The sequence below is a fragment of the Sorangium sp. So ce426 genome (genome assembly GCF_051475585.1).
Taxonomy (GTDB): Bacteria; Myxococcota_A; Polyangia; order Polyangiales; family Polyangiaceae; genus Sorangium; species Sorangium cellulosum_B.
This window is the reverse complement of sequence record NZ_CP150341.1, coordinates 2103314-2119888: the sequence shown is the minus strand read 5'-3', so window position 1 is coordinate 2119888 and position 16575 is coordinate 2103314. Positions and strand designations below refer to the sequence as shown.

At 70.9% G+C, this 16575-nt stretch carries 18 protein-coding genes; 11 read left to right on the top strand and 7 right to left on the bottom strand.

Annotation, left to right across the window (positions count from 1 at the left end):
* The first annotated feature begins 139 nt into the window (after window positions 1–139).
* From WMF44_RS08050 to WMF44_RS08030, 5 genes are read left to right on the top strand one after another with little or no spacing between them, the layout of a single operon-like run.
* Window positions 140–883: a TRP-like protein gene (locus tag WMF44_RS08050; protein WP_437298539.1), complete on the top strand. Its 744-nt coding sequence runs from the start codon at window positions 140–142 to the stop codon at window positions 881–883.
* On the top strand, window positions 883–1758 hold the full coding sequence (locus tag WMF44_RS08045) for a DUF4388 domain-containing protein (protein ID WP_437298538.1): 876 nt from the start codon (window positions 883–885) through the stop codon (window positions 1756–1758). Before WMF44_RS08050 ends, WMF44_RS08045 begins: the two co-directional genes overlap by 1 nt.
* Window positions 1755–2558, top strand: coding sequence for a ParA family protein (locus tag WMF44_RS08040; RefSeq protein WP_437298537.1), 804 nt, complete (start codon window positions 1755–1757; stop codon window positions 2556–2558). The genes WMF44_RS08045 and WMF44_RS08040 overlap by 4 nt, the downstream gene beginning before the upstream one ends.
* The gene (locus WMF44_RS08035; protein WP_437298536.1) at window positions 2530–3108 is read left to right on the top strand and encodes a hypothetical protein; all 579 of its coding nucleotides are present in this window, start codon (window positions 2530–2532) and stop codon (window positions 3106–3108) included. Before WMF44_RS08040 ends, WMF44_RS08035 begins: the two co-directional genes overlap by 29 nt.
* Before the next feature lie 52 nt (window positions 3109–3160).
* Window positions 3161–3535, top strand: coding sequence for a hypothetical protein (locus tag WMF44_RS08030; protein ID WP_437298535.1), 375 nt, complete (start codon window positions 3161–3163; stop codon window positions 3533–3535).
* Between the two features lie 80 nt (window positions 3536–3615).
* Here the strand turns inward: WMF44_RS08030 and WMF44_RS08025 are convergent, their stop codons facing one another.
* Complete coding sequence (locus WMF44_RS08025) at window positions 3616–3819, bottom strand: hypothetical protein (RefSeq protein WP_437298534.1); 204 nt, start codon at window positions 3817–3819, stop codon at window positions 3616–3618.
* Window positions 3820–4016: 197 nt separating this feature from the next.
* Here WMF44_RS08025 and WMF44_RS08020 point away from each other — a divergent pair, with 197 nt between their 5' ends.
* The 4 genes from WMF44_RS08020 (at window position 4017) to WMF44_RS08005 (ending at window position 8027) form a co-directional block, all read left to right on the top strand.
* Window positions 4017–5270 (top strand): GAF domain-containing sensor histidine kinase, encoded by a 1254-nt coding sequence (locus WMF44_RS08020; protein WP_437298533.1) that lies wholly within the window; start codon window positions 4017–4019, stop codon window positions 5268–5270.
* Window positions 5271–5365: 95 nt separating this feature from the next.
* Entirely contained in the window at window positions 5366–5782 is a 417-nt protein-coding gene (locus tag WMF44_RS08015) for a Smr/MutS family protein (RefSeq protein WP_437298532.1), read from the top strand.
* 55 nt (window positions 5783–5837) lie between these two features.
* Entirely contained in the window at window positions 5838–7256 is a 1419-nt protein-coding gene (locus tag WMF44_RS08010; RefSeq protein WP_437298531.1) for a sigma 54-interacting transcriptional regulator, read from the top strand.
* 132 nt (window positions 7257–7388) lie between these two features.
* The gene (locus tag WMF44_RS08005; RefSeq protein WP_437298530.1) at window positions 7389–8027 is read left to right on the top strand and encodes a hypothetical protein; all 639 of its coding nucleotides are present in this window, start codon (window positions 7389–7391) and stop codon (window positions 8025–8027) included.
* Window positions 8028–8115: 88 nt separating this feature from the next.
* Here WMF44_RS08005 and WMF44_RS08000 read toward each other — a convergent pair whose 3' ends face one another.
* Window positions 8116–9459 (bottom strand): MATE family efflux transporter, encoded by a 1344-nt coding sequence (locus WMF44_RS08000; RefSeq protein ID WP_437298529.1) that lies wholly within the window; start codon window positions 9457–9459, stop codon window positions 8116–8118.
* A gap of 396 nt (window positions 9460–9855) precedes the next feature.
* On the opposite strand from WMF44_RS08000, the gene WMF44_RS07995 reads away from it, so the two are divergent.
* Window positions 9856–11331 carry a carboxypeptidase regulatory-like domain-containing protein gene (locus WMF44_RS07995; RefSeq protein ID WP_437298528.1) on the top strand — a complete coding sequence of 492 codons (1476 nt, stop codon included), beginning with the start codon at window positions 9856–9858 and terminating at the stop codon, window positions 11329–11331.
* Window positions 11332–11783: 452 nt separating this feature from the next.
* Here the strand turns inward: WMF44_RS07995 and WMF44_RS07990 are convergent, their stop codons facing one another.
* Entirely contained in the window at window positions 11784–12158 is a 375-nt protein-coding gene (locus tag WMF44_RS07990; protein WP_437298527.1) for a hypothetical protein, read from the bottom strand.
* Here WMF44_RS07990 and WMF44_RS07985 point away from each other — a divergent pair.
* Window positions 12148–13053, top strand: coding sequence for a glycoside hydrolase family 5 protein (locus WMF44_RS07985; protein ID WP_437298526.1), 906 nt, complete (start codon window positions 12148–12150; stop codon window positions 13051–13053). The two genes, WMF44_RS07990 and WMF44_RS07985, sit on opposite strands and share 11 nt — an antisense overlap.
* Before the next feature lie 59 nt (window positions 13054–13112).
* On the opposite strand, the gene WMF44_RS07980 is transcribed toward WMF44_RS07985, so the two are convergent.
* From WMF44_RS07980 to WMF44_RS07965, 4 genes are all read right to left on the bottom strand, one after another.
* Window positions 13113–13298, bottom strand: a complete 186-nt coding sequence (locus WMF44_RS07980; protein WP_437298525.1) for a hypothetical protein — start codon at window positions 13296–13298, stop codon at window positions 13113–13115.
* Between the two features lie 258 nt (window positions 13299–13556).
* Window positions 13557–15230: an AMP-binding protein gene (locus tag WMF44_RS07975; RefSeq protein WP_437298524.1), complete on the bottom strand. Its 1674-nt coding sequence runs from the start codon at window positions 15228–15230 to the stop codon at window positions 13557–13559.
* Window positions 15227–16171 carry an SAM-dependent methyltransferase gene (locus tag WMF44_RS07970; protein WP_437298523.1) on the bottom strand — a complete coding sequence of 315 codons (945 nt, stop codon included), beginning with the start codon at window positions 16169–16171 and terminating at the stop codon, window positions 15227–15229. The genes WMF44_RS07975 and WMF44_RS07970 overlap by 4 nt, the downstream gene beginning before the upstream one ends.
* Complete coding sequence (locus WMF44_RS07965) at window positions 16168–16494, bottom strand: acyl carrier protein (RefSeq protein ID WP_049876196.1); 327 nt, start codon at window positions 16492–16494, stop codon at window positions 16168–16170. The genes WMF44_RS07970 and WMF44_RS07965 overlap by 4 nt, the downstream gene beginning before the upstream one ends.
* Window positions 16495–16575: the final 81 nt, after the last annotated feature.

Here is a 16575-nt window from a genome sequence, read left to right as displayed (position 1 = left end):
CTGAACGATGGCGAGCCGGTATCCACGGCGCCGACCGAGGACGGCCGCCGCAAAGGTGCTGCCAAACAGCTTGAATGCCGGCGGTCGAGGCATGTAACTTGCCGGTTGTGCCGTGAAAGACCAACTCGACTCAGCTCTGATGGTGGAACCCGAGAGCCGCGCGGTCCCGAAGAGCGCGCCCATGCGGGCGGAGATCGTGCGGCTGGTCCGTGAGAAGCGCTACGAGGAGGCGCTGGCTGTGCTGTACCGGGCGCGCGCGGAGGCGCCCGGCGATCGCGAGCTGCAGGCGAGCATCGAGCGGATCAAAGAGTTCCTCGCCGGCGCCTACGCCAAGCGGCTCGGGGGCCTCGATCAGGTGGCGGGGCCCATCCCGGTGTCGGCGGGTCGCTCGCCCGACGCGCTCCTGGTCGCGCGGTACATCGACGGCGCCTCGACGTTCGACGACATCATTCAAATGTGCCCGCTCGGGCGGCTCCGCACGCTGCAGGTGCTGGTCGGCCTCTACACGGGGAGGGAGGTGGCGTCGCCGTTCAGCGACCGGCCGTCGGTCTCCTTCCGGCCGCAGCTGGACACGCTGCCGTCCGAGGCCGGCGCCGATCCGGGGCCGCCGACCATGCCGGCGCGCGGTCTGGAGCGGCGCTCGCCGGAAGCTCCCCCCGCGAGCGCGCCGGTTCCCCCCGCGAGCGCGCCGTTCACGCCGCGGGTGTACGAGACCGAGGAGGATCGGCTCTACCGCGAGGCGTTCGCCCGCGGCACCGCCGCGTTCGTGCAGCGCCGCTACGACGCTGCGGTCGAGGCGTTCGAGGCGTGCGCGCGCATGCGCCCGGGCGATACGGCGTCGTCGGTCATGCTGCGCCGAGTGCGGCGCGACACCGGAGGCTGATGGCCATCGTCGTGGTCGCTGTTCCCGATCTGCGCGAGCGCATGCGGTGCATCCGCGTCATCGCCGGGCAGGCGCCGGTGAGCGCCCTCGGCGCCGCGACCTGGGAGGAGCTCGATCAAGCCCTCGACGGCGTGCAGAGCGCGGAGCTCATCATCTATGCGCCGTCGCTCCCGGGTGGGCCGGAGGACGCCGTCGCGCAGCTCTTCCGCCGCACGGCGCGGCTGGTGCTCGCCGTCAACGACGGCGTCGAGGTCCCGGGCGCGGCGAGCGCCACGCGGGTGACGTGGCCCATCGCCGAGGAGACGCTCATCCTCATGGCGCACGCCGCGGGCGCCCAGTCGGCGCCGATCGGGATGAACTTCGTGCCCGTCGACTTCTTGCAGATGATCTGCATGTCCGGCGAGTCGCACGTCCTCGTCGTCAGCAACGCGAGCGCCGACGTGGGCCTGATCGAGGTGCGGCGCGGCCAGGTGTGGACGGCGTTCGACGGTCTCGGCGTGGGCGAGGAGGCGTTCGCGCGGCTCATCCGCCCCGAGATGCGCGTGCGCGTCACCCCGGCCGTCGGCTCGACGAAGGAGCGCACCATCTTCAAGGACCTGGCGGAGCTGGTGCTCGACTCGCTGCGCCGGATCGACGAAGGCAGCGTGGAGGCGCCGCCGCCGATCTCGTCGAGGCGGATCGAGATCGCGCTCATCTCGCCGGAGCAGCGCGCGGCCCGCATCAAGCAGCTCAACGCCGACGCGCGGCGCCTCTTGATGGAACGCAGCTACAGCGAGGCGGCCTGCGTCCTCATCGACCTCTCGACCCTCGACCCCGCATCCAGCCTCGTGCGCGCTAACCTGGAACAGCTACGCAAGCTCGGATACCCAAGATGACCCGATCCATCGCATTCGCCAGCCTCAAGGGCGGAGTGGGAAAGACCACCGTGGCGCTCAACTGCGCCTTCGCCTTCGCGCGCCGAGGCGCGCGGACCCTGCTCGTCGACACGGATCTGCAGGGCGCCATCGGCATGTCGCTCGACGGCGTCAGCGACCGGCCCGGCCTCGCCGCGAACCTCGCGCGAGGCGGCCCCCCGCTCGAGGGCCTGGTGAAGACCCGGCTCCCGGAGCTCTGCCTCTTGCCCATGGGCCCCGTCGACGCGCTCGATGAGGATCGCTTCGCCATCAACGCGCGCGAGGCCAACATCGTGGGGCGCATCCTGGAGCACAGCCAGCGCGACTTCGACCTCGTCCTCTTCGACACGCCGGCCGGGCTCGGCGGGATGTCGCGCATCGCGCTGGAAGAGGTGGACAGCGTCATCGCCGTCGCGCAGTGCGAGCCGCTCGCGCTGCGGGCCATGCCCCGGCTGCTCGAGCTCCTGGCGCGGCTCCGCGACATCGGCTCCGCCTGCTCCCTGCTCGGCGTGGTCGGCACCATGAGCTCGTTCCGCGATCCGGTGCTCTTGGCCTCGCTGGAGGAGCTGTGGTCCCTCTACCGCGATCAGGTCTTCGACACCGCGGTCCCGCGCGACAGCACGTTCCTCCAGGCGAGCCGCGCGGGCGTGCCGCTCGGCCTGCTCAGCCGCCGCCCTCCGGCGGTCTCCGCGGTGTTCGACAAGCTGGTGGCCGAGATCGAGGAGCGCCTGGGCGCCGATGCAGGAGGCGAGGATGACGGTCCGATCCGTCTCGTGGACTGACGCGCAGCGGGTGACCTCGCTCCTCGCGCGGGTGACCGCGACGCGGTCGCGGGAGCCCGCGACGCTCGTGACCGCCATGGGGGCAGCGCGCGCCGGCGCGCCGGGGAAGGCGGCGCCCGTGCCGGCGAAGGCCGCGCCCAAGGAGGTGAAGGAGGTGAAGGAGGTGAAGGAGGTGCCGCGCCTCGTTCAGACCTCCGACAACCCGGCCGATCGGCTCGACGTGCTCGTCGCCTGGACGCTCGATCACCACCCGTGCGTGGGCGCCTTCGTGGCCGACGACAACGGCCTCACGCTGGCGGCGCACGGCATCTCCGAGGCGCACGTGTCCCTCGTGGGGCCGCTGCTCTCGGCGCTGGTCGGCGTCCGCAGCATCCCCGGCGTCGACGCCACGGCGGGCGCGCTCTGGCTGGGCGCGCAGATGATGTCCTGGGTCGAGGCGCGCACGGCGCGCGGCGGCTTCTGCCTCGGCACCGTGGGCGACGAGGCTCTCTCCACGCGGTCGTTCGAGCAGCTGAAGGAGGCGCTCGCGACGACCTTGCGCGGGCTGTAGTACATCCGGTTTTTCAATGCGGGCGCGCGCGCCCAGGAGCGACGGAAGCACGATGATCGACACCAAAGTCCTCGAGGCCGCAGTCCATGATCTCCGCAACATCCTCCGCGACGGGCTGCTGGCCACCGACATCTGGGAACGCTCGGCGGGCCTGTCGCTCGCCGGCTTCAACCAGCAACCGGTGGCGGTGGCCCTCTTCACGCGCATCACCGAGGAGCTGGACAGCTCGCTGCGCGACTCGAACTTCCCTCCGCTAGGGCGGTATTACCTGCTCGACATGGCGGGCAACCACACCGTGGTGGTGCTCAACCACGGGACGCTGCTCCAGGGCATGCTGGTGGACAACAAGCGGGCGAACCTGGGGATCCTCATCTCCGTGGCCATCCCGCGCATGATCGAGACCATTGCGCACGCGAGCGCGCACTGAGCTGCCCGGCACCCCTCACCCGCCTCGGCGCCGCCGCCTGAAAGAGCGACGCCATCAACAACTTATTCAAAAGACCTCCTTCACGCCACGGCGAGCCGCGTCGCCCGCCGCGCCGTGGCCCTGGCGCCGCACACCTCCTCGCGCACCCCGATGGACGTCTGCGTGAGGCCGCCGGACAGGGCGCCGTCGTCGCTGATGCACGAGGTCTGGTTACCAGCACGACCTTGCCTCGAAGGGCCGCCGGCGTGCGCGCATCGGACCGCGCGCGTCGTTCCATCCGACATGCCGCGCGCGCCCGCCCGGGCTCGTCCGTGTCGCCGGTCGCTCGCGTGGATTTGCGCCGGAGCGGCATCCAGCGCCGCGCACATCTACCGATCGGGCGACAGCGTCGTCATAACGACCCAATCCACCGTTTACCGCCGGCTCGCGCGTCCGCCGCCGAGCGAACGGCGTCGAGCGGATCACGGAGCGAGAAAGCAGCATGTCCGGAAAGGAAGCCTCCTCGAAGGAAGGCAGGCTGATATCGACACTCCAGCGCTTGCTCGAGCTGCCGGCGGCCGATCTGAGGCAGTCGCTCAACCAGGCGAGTGACCTCCTCGCCGGCGCGCTCTGCGCCGACAAGATCGACATCTTCCTCTTCGACCCCAGCAGGAACACGCTGCATGCCCTGGGGACGAGCAAGACGCCCATGGGCCGGCTCCAGCGGTCGCTCGGGCTCGACATCCACCCGGTCGCGAACGGCGGGTCGATCGCCCGTGTCTTCACGACCGGCGATCCCCATATCACCGGGCATTCGGAGCAGGAGCCCGGCGAGCTGCCCGGCCTGGTCCACGAGCTCGGCGTGCGGTCGCACATGGCGGTCCGGCTCGTCGTCGACGGCGAGCGGCGCGGCGTCGTCTCCGCTCACTCCGCCGCGCCGGAGTTCTTCTCGGACGAGGATCTCCGCTTCCTCGGCGCGGTCGCGCACTGGATCGGCGCCCTGACGCACCGGGCGGAGCTCGTCGAGCAGGTCACCTCCGCCGCGCTCGCGCAAGGCAGGCGCCAGGCCGCGGAGGAGCTCATCACCGTGCTGGCGCACGATCTGCGAAACCACCTGACCCCGCTCATGGGCCGCCTTGGTCTGCTCCACCGGCGCGCGGCGCTCGCCGGCCGGGTCGACGACGTGCGCGACGCCGACCGGGCGACCGAGTCGGTCGCCCGGCTCGGCCAGCTCATCTCGGATCTGCTGGACGTGGGGCGCATCGAGCAGGGCCTCTTCGAGATCGCGCCTGCGCCCATGGACCTCGTCTCGCTGGCGCGGGACATCGCCGTTGCGCTCGGGACACCCAGCGTCGAGATCCGCGTCGAGGGCCCGCGGGAGCTCGTCGTCGTGGCGGACAGGGACCGCCTCCGCCAGGCCCTGGAGAACCTCGTCAGCAACGCGATCAAGCACTCGCCCCCGGGAAAGGGGGTCCTCATCACGCTCACCAGCGAGCTGATCAAGGGGTCGGAGCACGCCCACGTCGACGTCGTCGACCGCGGACCCGGCGTGCCGCCGGAGATCCTTCCCCGCATCTTCGACCGCTTCGTCACGGACGGCTATGCGTCCGGGATGGGCCTCGGGCTGTACCTGGCGAGCAGGATCGCCGCCGCCCACGGGGCCACGTTGGCCGTGAGCTCCCCTCCCGGGAGCGGCGCGACGTTCCGACTGAGCTTGCCTGCGAGCGGGCCGCCCGTTCGTGGGGACGACCTGTGATCCCGCTGCGGTAGCGGCGCAAGCGCCCCTCGCGCCGTCAGGCGCGGCGCTCCGGCCGCGGTGGCGGGCGCCGCCGGCTCGGCTACACCGCGCGGATGCTCCGCCGGCTCCGTGAATGGCTCGACAGCGCGCTCTCGCCCCGCGCGCCCGCGCCCCCCGATCTCGCCGGGCTCGACGCGCCCGGGGCCGGGCCGCCCGAAGGAGCGCCCGAGCCGCCCGGCGGCGACGGCGTCGTGGTCATGCCGATCGAGGACGCGATCGACCTGCACACGTTCGCCCCGCGCGACGTCGCCTCCGTTGTCGAGGAGTACCTCCACGAGGCGCAGCTGCGCGGGTTCCGCGAGGTGCGCGTCATCCACGGCCGCGGCAAGGGCGTGCAGCGCCGCGTCGTCCAGGCCGTCCTCTCGCGCCACCCGGCCGTCGACGGCTTCCGCGACGCCCCGGCCTCCCGCGGCGGGTGGGGGGCCACCGTCGTGTGGCTCAAGCCGGCGGGCGGCGACCGCTCGCCCTGAGCCGCCGGCAGGGCCGCCTCTGGACGAGCACGGGCTCGCGCGTAAGATGGCGCGCATGCCGCGCCCCCCCGCCACGCCCGACGACCCCGGCCCGCCGAGCCTCGCGGCCTCCACGGAGCCCCGCATGGCGAAGGGCGAGGTGCTCGCGGTGCCCCGGATCGAGCTGTGCGTCGAGCGCGAGGCGGGCAAGCCCGCGAGCCGGGTCATGGTGCTCGACGGCGATTTCATCCGCATCGGCTCCCACCAGAGCAACGACCTGGTGCTCGCCGACCGCGCCGTCTCCCGCTTCCACTGCATCCTCGAGCGCGTGAAGTCCACGTTCCGGCTGACGGACGTCGGCTCGCTCAACGGGACGACCATCGCCGGCGTCCGCGTGCGGGACGCCGACGCCATCCTGCCGGAGTGCCGCATCGAGCTCGGCGAGTCGGTCGTGCGCATCCGCGACGCCGACGCCGTCGCCGAGACCGAGCTCGCGCGCGCGGTCAGCTTCGGGGCGCTCCAGGGCGTGTCGGTCCCCATGCGGCGCCTCTTCCCCGTCCTCGATCGCGTGGCGAAGAGCGCGCCCGACGTGCTGATCGAGGGCGAGAACGGCACGGGCAAGGAGGTCATCGCCACCGAGCTCGTCCAGCGCGGCGCCCGCGCCGACAAGCCGCTCGTCATCGTCGACTGCGGCGCCATCTCGCCGAGCCTCATCGAGAGCGAGCTGTTCGGCCACGTGCGCGGCTCGTTCACGGGCGCCACGCGCGACCGCGCCGGCGCGTTCGAGGAGGCCGACGGCGGAACCGTCTTCCTCGACGAGATCGGCGAGCTGCCGCTGGAGATGCAGCCGAAGCTCCTCCGCGCCCTCGCCTCGCGCGAGGTGCGCAGGCTCGGCGAGAGCCGGGTGCGCAAGGTCGATATCCGGGTGATCGCCGCCACGAACCGGCGCCTGGAGCGCGAGGTGAACAGCGGCAGGTTCCGCGAGGACCTCTATTACCGCCTCTCGGTGCTCACCGTGCGCGTCCCGCCGCTGCGGGAGCGCAAGGAGGACATCGGCCTCCTCGTCCACTGCTTCCTGAACGAGCTCGGCGCCGTCGACAAGGTGCACCTCTTCCCCCCCGAGGTCATCGAGGACATGAAGCGTTACGACTGGCCCGGCAACGTGCGAGAGCTGAGGAACTACGTCGAGCGCCGCGTCGTGCTCGGCGAGGGCGCCGCCATGGGGGCGGCGGCGCCGCCCGAGCGCAGCTCAGCGCCGCAGGGCGCCGCGCCGCCGGGCGCCGCGCCCGAGGAGCCCGCCGCGAACATCGAGATGCCCTTCAAGGAGGCGAAGGACGCGATCATCGACCAGTTCGAGCGGCGCTACCTCGCCGCCCTGCTGGAGTGGTCGAACGGCAACGTGAGCCGCGCCGCGCGCAAAGCAGGGCTCGACCGGATGTACCTCCACCGCCTCCTCCAGCGCCACGGGCTGCGCCGCGCCGCCGCCCTCGACTGAGCCGCGCGCGAACGGGCCACCTCCCGCGCCGGGCCGCATCGGGGCCAGCCCGAGGCCACCCCCCTGCGATAGAAAAGGGCGCAGCGGTGCTGCACATGTCACAGTCGCGTCGCAATGGCGCGATCCGTCCGTGTGCGCAACCTCGCAAAATCTCTGAATATTTCAGAAACCGATCTGCTCCTCTGGCTCGCGGAGCATGCGCCAGCGACGGAGCTCCGCCACCCCGCGGACTTCCTCCCGGCTGAGCTCGCGGGCCAGGCGCAGCAGGCGCTCGGCCGCCCCCGGCCGTCGGCGCCGGCGGAGGAGCGGGTCGAGCGCCGCTGCGCCGAGTGTGTGAAGCTGCCGCCGAAGTCCGGGCTCCGCGTGGTCGAGGTCGGCGCCGACGCCGTCTGCGACCTCTGCGGCAGCTCGGCGAACAAGCGGGCAGCGCTCGCGATGATCGGCGCGTTCCACGCGCGCGGGTTGCGGAGGCTGCTCGTGGTCGGCGGCGGGCCAGGCACGTCCGAGGACCTGCGGCAGCTGCTCGCGGGCGAGGTCGAGATCCGCATCGTGGACGGAGAGGGCCACCGCAATGCGGCGAAGGCCGACGCCGATCTCCGCTGGGCCGACGTTGTCGCGGTCTGGAGCTCGACGATCCTCTCGCACAAGGTGTCGAAGCTCTACACCGATCAGCGCGCCAGCTTCCGCGACAAGCTCGTCACCGTCCCGAGGCGCGGCGTGGCCGCGCTGTGCATGGCCGTCACCGAGAAGGTGAACACGCCGGCGGGATGAGCGGCGCCCGGCCTCCCCGGCCGCCTTCCGCCGGGTGGCGCTTCACCCTTGCTCGGGGCGGTCGGTCAGCCAGCGCCAGCGCGAGCGCTCACGCGGGGCGGCTGCTCAGTCGCACCCGGCGGAAGGTGCGCCGCGCGTGGGGCACCCAGCCGTGGAAGTGCCAGCGCGCGGCCATGACCAGCCCGCGGACCCACTCGTCGGCGGCGTAGGCGACCCAGACGCCGGCGAGCCCCCAGCCGAGGTGGACGCCGAGCAGCCAGGACAGCCCGACGGCCACGGCGAACATCGAGAAGACGCCGAACCCGACGGGAAAGCGGGCGTCGCCGGTGGCGCGGAGCCCGTTGATGACGACCAGGTTGAGCGTGCGGCCCGGCTCGACGAGGAGGGTCAGCCACAGCAGCCGGGAGCCGGTGGCGATCACCTCGGGATCGCGCGAGAAGAGGCCGAGCAGGTGGGGGCCGAGCAGCGCGGTGGCGAGCACCAGGCTCACGCACACGCAGAACCCGATCGCCAGGCCGCCGCGCACCAGCCGATCGGCGCCCTGCAGATCGCCGGCGCCGATGTGGTGCCCGACCACGATCTCGGTCCCGAAGCCGATCGCCATGCCGAACAGGAGCAGAAAGTGCATGATCTGCATCGTGTACGTATGGGTGGTGAGCGCCGTCTGCCCCATGTTGGCGACCATCGCGAGGATGATCATGAAGCTGATGCGATAGACCACGTTCTCGCCCGCCCCCGGCAGGCCGATGTGCAGCATCTCGCGGAGGCGATCGGGGCGAATGCGCCAGAAATCCTCGAAGGTCGGGCGGATGCCGAGGCGCGAGATCCAGAGCTGCCGGTGCATCCAGAACGAGAGCGCGCGCCCGACCACCGCGGCGAGCGCGAGCCCCATCATGCCGAGCCCCGGAGCCCCGGCGACACCGAACATGAGCGGCAGGCTGAGCGCGAGCTGCACCACGTACATGACGACGATGAGGCGCAGCGTGTCGCGGGTGTGGGTGTGCGCGCGCAGCACCGAGCCCATCGAGAAATTCACCGCGTCGAACGCCAGCATCACGCCGACGGCGATCAGGTAAGGCTCCGCGATCGGGAACAGGGAAGGCGGCAGGCGCATCAGCTCGAGCAGCGGCCTCGCGCCGATCGCGATGACGGCGAAGCTGAAGACGCCGAGCCAGAGATTGGCCGCGAGCGACGCCCGCGCGACCTGCTCCGCCCCGGCGCGGTCCCGCGCGCCGAGATACTGGGTGACCACCACGCTCGCGCCGACGCTGACGAAGCGAAAGGTGATCATGAAGGTCAACATGATCTGGTTGGACAGCCCGTACGCGGCGGCGGCCTCGTCCGAGAGGCGGCTGACCAGCCATACGCCGAACACACCGACGAGCATGTGCAGCAGGTTCTCGCTGAAGATGGGCCAGGTGATCTCCAGCAAACGCGGGCGAGGGAGAGCGGGGGCAGGTAGGACCGATTGCAAAGCGCCGCATCCTACTCTGCCGAGGGGCATCTCGCCATGACGGAACACGGCCACGCGGGGCGCGGTGGTACGCGGAACGAAGGTTGGCGCCGCTGTCGCCTGTCTCCTCACGGTCCGCTCGATCGCACGCGCACGGAAACCTGACGAGGCAGAGCGGAACCGAGCGAATGACACCCGACTGCCCCGCGCCGCCCCCGGCGGCGCAGACGGAGAGGAGGGCTCCCGTCAATGCACGCAGGAGCGTGTTCTCGCTCGCATCCTTGCATGGTTGTCCCTTCCCGTATCCGCGCGGTTCGATTACTCTTGGAATGGGCGGAACAGGGCACATTCGCCTCTGTGCGCCTGGAGGATCGAATGGGCATAGTGCACGGCAGCGCCCGATGGCTCCTGGCCGCGGCGGCCATGGCCCCGGCTGTCGCTGGCGGATGCTCCTGCGGCGATTCCGGCGGGACGATCGGCGCCACGTCCGGCGGCGGAGCCGACCAGAGCGCGGGGGGCGGCGGCTCCGGGGGAATCCCCTTCCTGGCGGGGAGCGGCGGGTCAGGGGTCACGAGCGGCGGGTGCGAAGGGCTCGAGTGCCAGCAGATCGCCTGTCCAGCCGGCGGCACGACCACCGTGAGCGGCACCGTGTACGAGCCTGCGGGCAGACTCCCGCTGTACAACGTCACGGTGTACATCCCGAACAGGGAGCTTGAGCCCATCACCGACGGGGCGAGCTGCGATCGGTGCGATGTGACGCTCTCCGGCGATCCGATCGCGACCGCGCTGACGGACACGCACGGGCGATTCGTGCTGGAGGACGTGCCCGTCGGGGTGGATATCCCGCTGGTCGTCCAGCTCGGCAAATGGCGGCGCCAGATCACGCTGCCGAAGGTCGAGGGGTGCGTCGACAACCCGACCGTGGACAGGACGGTCCGCCTGCCGCGCAGCAAAGCGGAGGGCCACCTCCCGAAGATCGCGCTGACGACCGGCGGCTCGGACGTGCTGGAGTGCCTGCTGTACAAGATGGGAATCGACGCGTCGGAGTTCACGCCGGAGGCGGGCGACGGGCGGGTGAACCTGTTCGCCGGGCGCGCCATCGAGGGCGACAGCGCGACGAGCAGGTACCGGGACGGCCTGAACGACGGCGCCCCCTTCTCCCGCGCGCGGGAGTTCTGGGGCTCGCTCGACACCCTGCGTCGATACGACATGGTGATCCTGTCGTGCGAAGGCTCCGAGTTCGAGGACGACAAGCCGGAGGCCGCGCTGCGAGCGATGTTCGACTACGCCTCCGCGGGAGGCCGCGTGTTCGCGTCGCACTGGCACAACACCTGGCTCCGCCTCGGGCCGGAGCGGTTCCCGGAGACGGCCGAATGGGACGAGGAGAGCGATCCCGACGACGGGCTCCCCGTGCTCGTCGACACCACGTTCCCGAAGGGCCTGGCGCTCCGGGACTGGCTCGCCAACGTGGGCGCGTCGACCGTGCCCGGGCAGATCGAGATCGACGATCCGCAGCACTGGGTCGACTCGGTGAACGAGGAGATCGCGACACGGTGGCTCTACAACGAGGCCAACACCGATTTCGACGCGCCCGCGGGGGTCAAATACTTCACCTTCAACACGCCCATCGGCGCGCCGGAAGAGGCGCAGTGCGGCAGGTTCGTGTACACGGACATCCACGTGGCGGCGAGCGACGTCGCCGGGGCGCCGTTCCCGAGCGGCTGTGAAGACCGCGACGGGGCGATGCATGAGCTGACCGCCCAGGAGAAGGCGCTGCTCTTCATGCTGTTCGACCTGTCCGCCTGCATCGCGCCGGACGACGAGCCGCCGCCAGTGCCGGTGCCGACGTGACGAGCGCCTCGACGGCGCGGCGAGACAAACCGGGCGCGGCGCTCGAGGCGTGACATCCCGGGAGCGGTCGCTCGCAATTTCCTGAGCAATATTGACGCCCTGCGCATGGATAGGCGGTTGCCCAGGGTGGTCACCCGACCACCAAGGGGAACACCGTAGCCTGCGTGGACCCGCGCGGCACAGCCCCCCGCACAGACCGGAGACGCAGCGCAGCAGCGTCCGCATCACGGGCTCCGCCAACTGGCATATTTTTTGCGAAATTTCTGTTGCCTGCACACCACGGCTCCCTCAGATCGGCGCCCGTGAAGGCTTCGCCTCACGGTCTCGCTGGAGACCACCGGCCACAGTTGTAACCTGCGCGCAGAATACTGTATTTTGCCATACAAACGGCGTGGATTTCATCCCTTGATCAGAGGCACGCAGAGGGCTTGCCATGGCGCTGAACTGCCCTTCTAATGCCGCGCCATCCGGATACTTCTCTTGGAGGACATGATGAAAAGAGTTTTGCTTCGCGGTGTGCTTGGCAGGTCGAAGTGGTCATTCGGCCTCGCGGTGGTTGCGTTGCAAGCCACCGTGCTGATCGGCTGCGGTGACGCGGGGACGGACGACGGCGTGGGCGGCGTGGGCGGCGCGGGCGGCGCGGGCGGCGGCGGGGCGACCTCCGCGAGCGTGACGACCTCGAGCGCCTCGACGACCTCCGTGGGCGCGACGACCTCGAGCGCCTCGACGACCTCCGCGAGCGCGACGACCTCGAGCGCCTCGACGACCTCGGCGACGACATCGGCCTCGTCCACGACGAGCGCGAGCACCGGGGGGGTGGTGCCCACGGACGGCACGCCGGTCGAGCGTCATGGCCGGCTCCGGGTCATGAACGGCAACATCGTCGGCGAGCACGGGTCCCCGGTCCAGCTCAAGGGCATGAGCCTGTTCTGGAGCCAGTGGAGCAACTACTACAACGGCAATGTCGTCAACTCGCTCGCGGACAACTGGGAGTCGACCGTCGTCCGCGCCGCCATGGGCATCGAGGGCGAAGACGGGTACCTCCAGGACGCGGGCGCCCAGAAGGCCAAGGCGAAGACCATCGCCGACGCGGCGATCGCGAAGGGCATCTACGTCATCCTCGACTGGCACGATCACAACGCGCACCAGCACCTGGACCAGGCGAGGAGCTACTTCCGCGAGGTGGCGCAGGCCTACAAGAACACGCCCAACGTCATCTTCGAGGTCTTCAACGAGCCCCTCAACACGAACACCTGGCCCGCGGTGAAGTCCTACGCCGAGGCGGTGATCTCCGAGATCCGCGGCCAGGGCGCGAACAACCTGGTCATCGTCGGCTCGCCGAACTGGTCGCAGGACGTCGACATCGCCGCGGACAATCCCCTCAGCGATCAGAACGTGGCGTACACCCTCCACTTCTACGCCAACACGCACAAGGCGTCGCTGCGCGACAAGGCCCAGAAGGCCATCAACAAGAAGCTGGCGCTGTTCGTGACCGAGTGGGGGACCTGCTCCGCCGACGGCAACGGCCAGCTCAACCTCGGCGAGTCGCAGACCTGGCTCGACTTCCTTGACTCGCACAACATCAGCTGGGCCAACTGGTCGCTTGGCGACAAGGCCGAGGCGTGCTCCGCGCTCAGGCCCAACGCAAACCAGATGGGCAACTGGAACGACAACGACCTCACCGAGTCGGGCAGGTGGGTGAAGGGGAAGATCGCAGAGTGATCCCCTTGCGGGTCACCGGCCGCTCGCGCCGGTGACCCGGCCCCGACCGAGGGCGCCGCTCACCCGTGCGCTCGTTTGCTCTCCACGGACAGGGGCCGCCCCGCACAGAAGGGGCATTGTTCGTCCGAGCACCAGTCGTCGTCCTCGAGGCCGAGCATCCGGAGCTGCTCCAGCTCCCACGCGCGCGCCTCGGGCGAAAGCGGGGCGGGACAGGTGGACTCGTGGTCTCGCAGGCTGCTCAACATGGACGGTCCCGTTCGGTTGTGCTCCGGAGAGCGATTCCGGGATCTATCGCGCACCGCCCTGCAGCGCCCGCGAAATCGGCCGATCCGCGCCGCGTCCTCCTACATCCGAACGTTTACGTGGTCGTAGTCGTTTACGTGGTCGTGGTCGTCAACGATAGGCCGTGAACGACCACGTCCACGTAAACGTTCACGTTCACGTTCACGTTCACGTTCACACTCACGTTGGTGACGGATGGTGGGGTGGAGGCGGCGCGCTCTTCAGCGGAGCGCCCCGGCGCGGAGCCGCTCGGCGACCTCCCGGCGTCGCAGCTTGCCGCTCGTCGTCTTGGGCAGCTCGCCCGGCGGAACCAGGACGACCTGGTCCACCGTGACGCCGTTCGCCCGCAGCGCCTCCCGCACGCGCTCCACGAGGCCGGCGTGCTCGGACGCCTCGGCGCGCGTCTCGGCCACCACATAGACCGACTCGGTCTGGCGCTCCTCGACGAACAGCCCGACGGCGACAACGCACCCGGCCCGGATCCCGTCGACCCGGGAGGCGATCTCCTCGATCACGGCGGGGATCATCGTGTGACCCCCCTTGATGATCACCTCCTTCTTCCGGCCGGTGACGAACAGCGTCCCGCGATCGATGAACCCGAGATCGCCCGTGCGCAGCCACCCGCCCACGAGCGCCTCGGCGGTCGCCTCGGGCTCGTTGAAATAGCCCTCCATCACCGTCTCCGAGCGCACCTCGATCTCCCCCACCGTGCGCTCCGGGACGGGGCTTCGCTGGGCGTCCACGATCCGGATCTCCGTGTGCGGGATCGGCCTGCCGACGCCGGCGAGCTCCAGCGACAGGGGGCCAGGCGCGGCCTCCTCGACGCGGCCCTCGCGCTCCAGGAGGCCGCGATCCACCGTGAGGGCGCGCGGCTCGGCGTAGAGATCGGGGAAGGTCACGGCGACCGTCGCCTCGGCCAGCCCGTAGACGGGGAAGAACGCCTCGACGCGGAAGCCGCAGGGCGCGAACGCCTCGGCGAAGCGGCGGAGCAAGGCGGGGGAGATCGGCTCGGCGCCGATCATCGCGCACCGCCACGCGCCGAGATCGAGGCCCGCCTCGACGGCGCGGCGGGCGAGGCCGATGCAGATGGCATAGGCGCTCGGCGGCCCGAGCGAGATGACACCCCGGATGCTCGACATCTCCGCGAGCCACGAGAAAGGCCGCGTCCGGAACTCGAGCGGCGAGAGCATGTGAACGGGGAAATCGTTGAAGAGCGGGAAGAGCAGCCCGCCGACGAGGCCCATGTCGTGGTGGAGCGGCAGCCACGAGACGCCCCCCGCGCCCTCGCCGCGCACCGGGAGCCGCTGGCTCATCGCATCGAGGTGCAGCATCAGCCGCTCGTGCGGGATCACCACGCCGCGCGGGTGCCCGGTGCTGCCGCTCGTGAGCTGGATGAGCGCGGGCCCGGGCGCGCGCTCCGGATCGGGCAGCGAGCCCGTGAGGGGCGCGTCGAGCAGCGGCTCGGCGGCGAGCTGGAGGAGGCCGTCCGCCCCCTCTTCGCCCTGCGCGAAGCCGAGCAGCGCGGACGAGACGACGAGCGCGCGCGCGCCGACGCGGGCGGCCGTCCTCCGGAGCTCGCCGAGGAACGCCGCCACGTCCGTGAGCCGGTACGGCACCCCGACCTGGATCGGCACCGCGCCGAGCACCCAGACGCCGAAGAGGCACGGCACCGCCACCTCCACGTCCGTCACGAGCAAGAGCACGCGATCGCCCGGGCGCACCCCCGCCGCGAGCAGGCCCGACGCCGCCGCGCGCGCGCGGCGCCAGTACTCCGCCCACGACCACCCGACGAACTCGCCCTGCTGCTTGTGATAGAATCCGAATCGATCCGGCGTCGCCTCGGCCCGCGCCCTGAGCAGGCCCGCGACCGTCCGCGCAGAGAGCCCGCGGCTCACGGCGCGCGCCCCGGCTCGGGCGAGGGCGCGACGCCGAGGCGCTCGCGGCCGCCGCCCTTCGTCGCCACGATCATGTACTCGAGCGCGGTGCGGCGCGCGAAGGAGAGCCGGCCCACGGTCATGTACGTCTGGAGCAGCCGCGAGAAGCCGGGCGCGCGGGCGTCGATCCGGGCGCGGTTCGCGCGCACGTTGTCGATCCACCGGGCGACCGTGTGCACGTACGAGCTCGTGAGATCCTCGACGCGCCGGACATCGAGGCCGGCCTGCTCGATCATCCCGAGCTCCTCGGCCAGCGAGATCAGGCGGCAATAGCCGAGCGCCTCGACGAAGATGTACTGGGTCGCAGAGCTCTCCCGATCCCCGCGGGCGCGCGCCGGGAAATAACAGTCGGAGATGAGCAGCCTGCCGCCCGGGCGCAGCGCGGCGGCGATCTTCTGGTGGATCCGCTCGCGGTTGTGCATGTGCACGATGCTGCCGACGAACAGCACGGCGTCGAGCGACTCGGGCGCGAGGTCGATGTCCTCGATATGAGCGAGGTCGATGCGGACCCGCGAGGCGACGCCCGCCCGGTCGGCGCGGCGGAGCGCCTCCTGCCGCTGCTTGTCGCTCAGCGTGACGCCATGGAAGCTCCCGCCTGTGCGCTCGGCGAGATAGATGAGGTTCGAGCCCCAGCCGCACCCCACGTCGAGGACGCGCTCTCCGGGGTGGATGTCGAGCTCGCGGCGGACCCAGTCGTACTTCCGCTCTTGCGCCGTCTCGAGGCTCTCGCCAGGATCGAGGAAGATGCCCGTCGCGTAAGCCAGGCGGCTGTCGAGGACCATGGAGAATATCTCCGGGTCGTTCTGGTAATGAGCTGCGACCTCCCGCCGCTCGTGCTCCCGCTGCTCCTCGGGCGTCCGGACGGCGGCCTCGCGCTCGGCGCGCGTGCGCGGGGCGGTCAAGGCGCCCCTCCCCGGCCGCCCCGCGCCGCGATCTGCGCCTCGACGAAGGCGATGACGTCGCCGACCGTGCTGATCTGCGCCTGATCGGGCGCCGCGAAATCGGGCGCCACGATCTGGAATCGCTCCTCGAGCGCGACGTTGACCTCGATGAGCGCCAGTGAATCCACGCCGAGGCCGCTCTCGAGCGACAGGTCGGGAGTCACGGCATCGACGCTCATCCCACATCGCTCTGCAATGATGGTACGGACCTCTCTGGCGATCTCCGGATCTCCCCCGCCCGCCACCTGCGGCTGCTTCCGAAGCGCCGCCTCGCTCTTGTTCATCGCGCTCTCCAGTCCAGGGTTCGGCGCGCGACCATCAGCACGCCAGCGCGATAGATGCTCATGCCAGCGCCGGTCACGGCC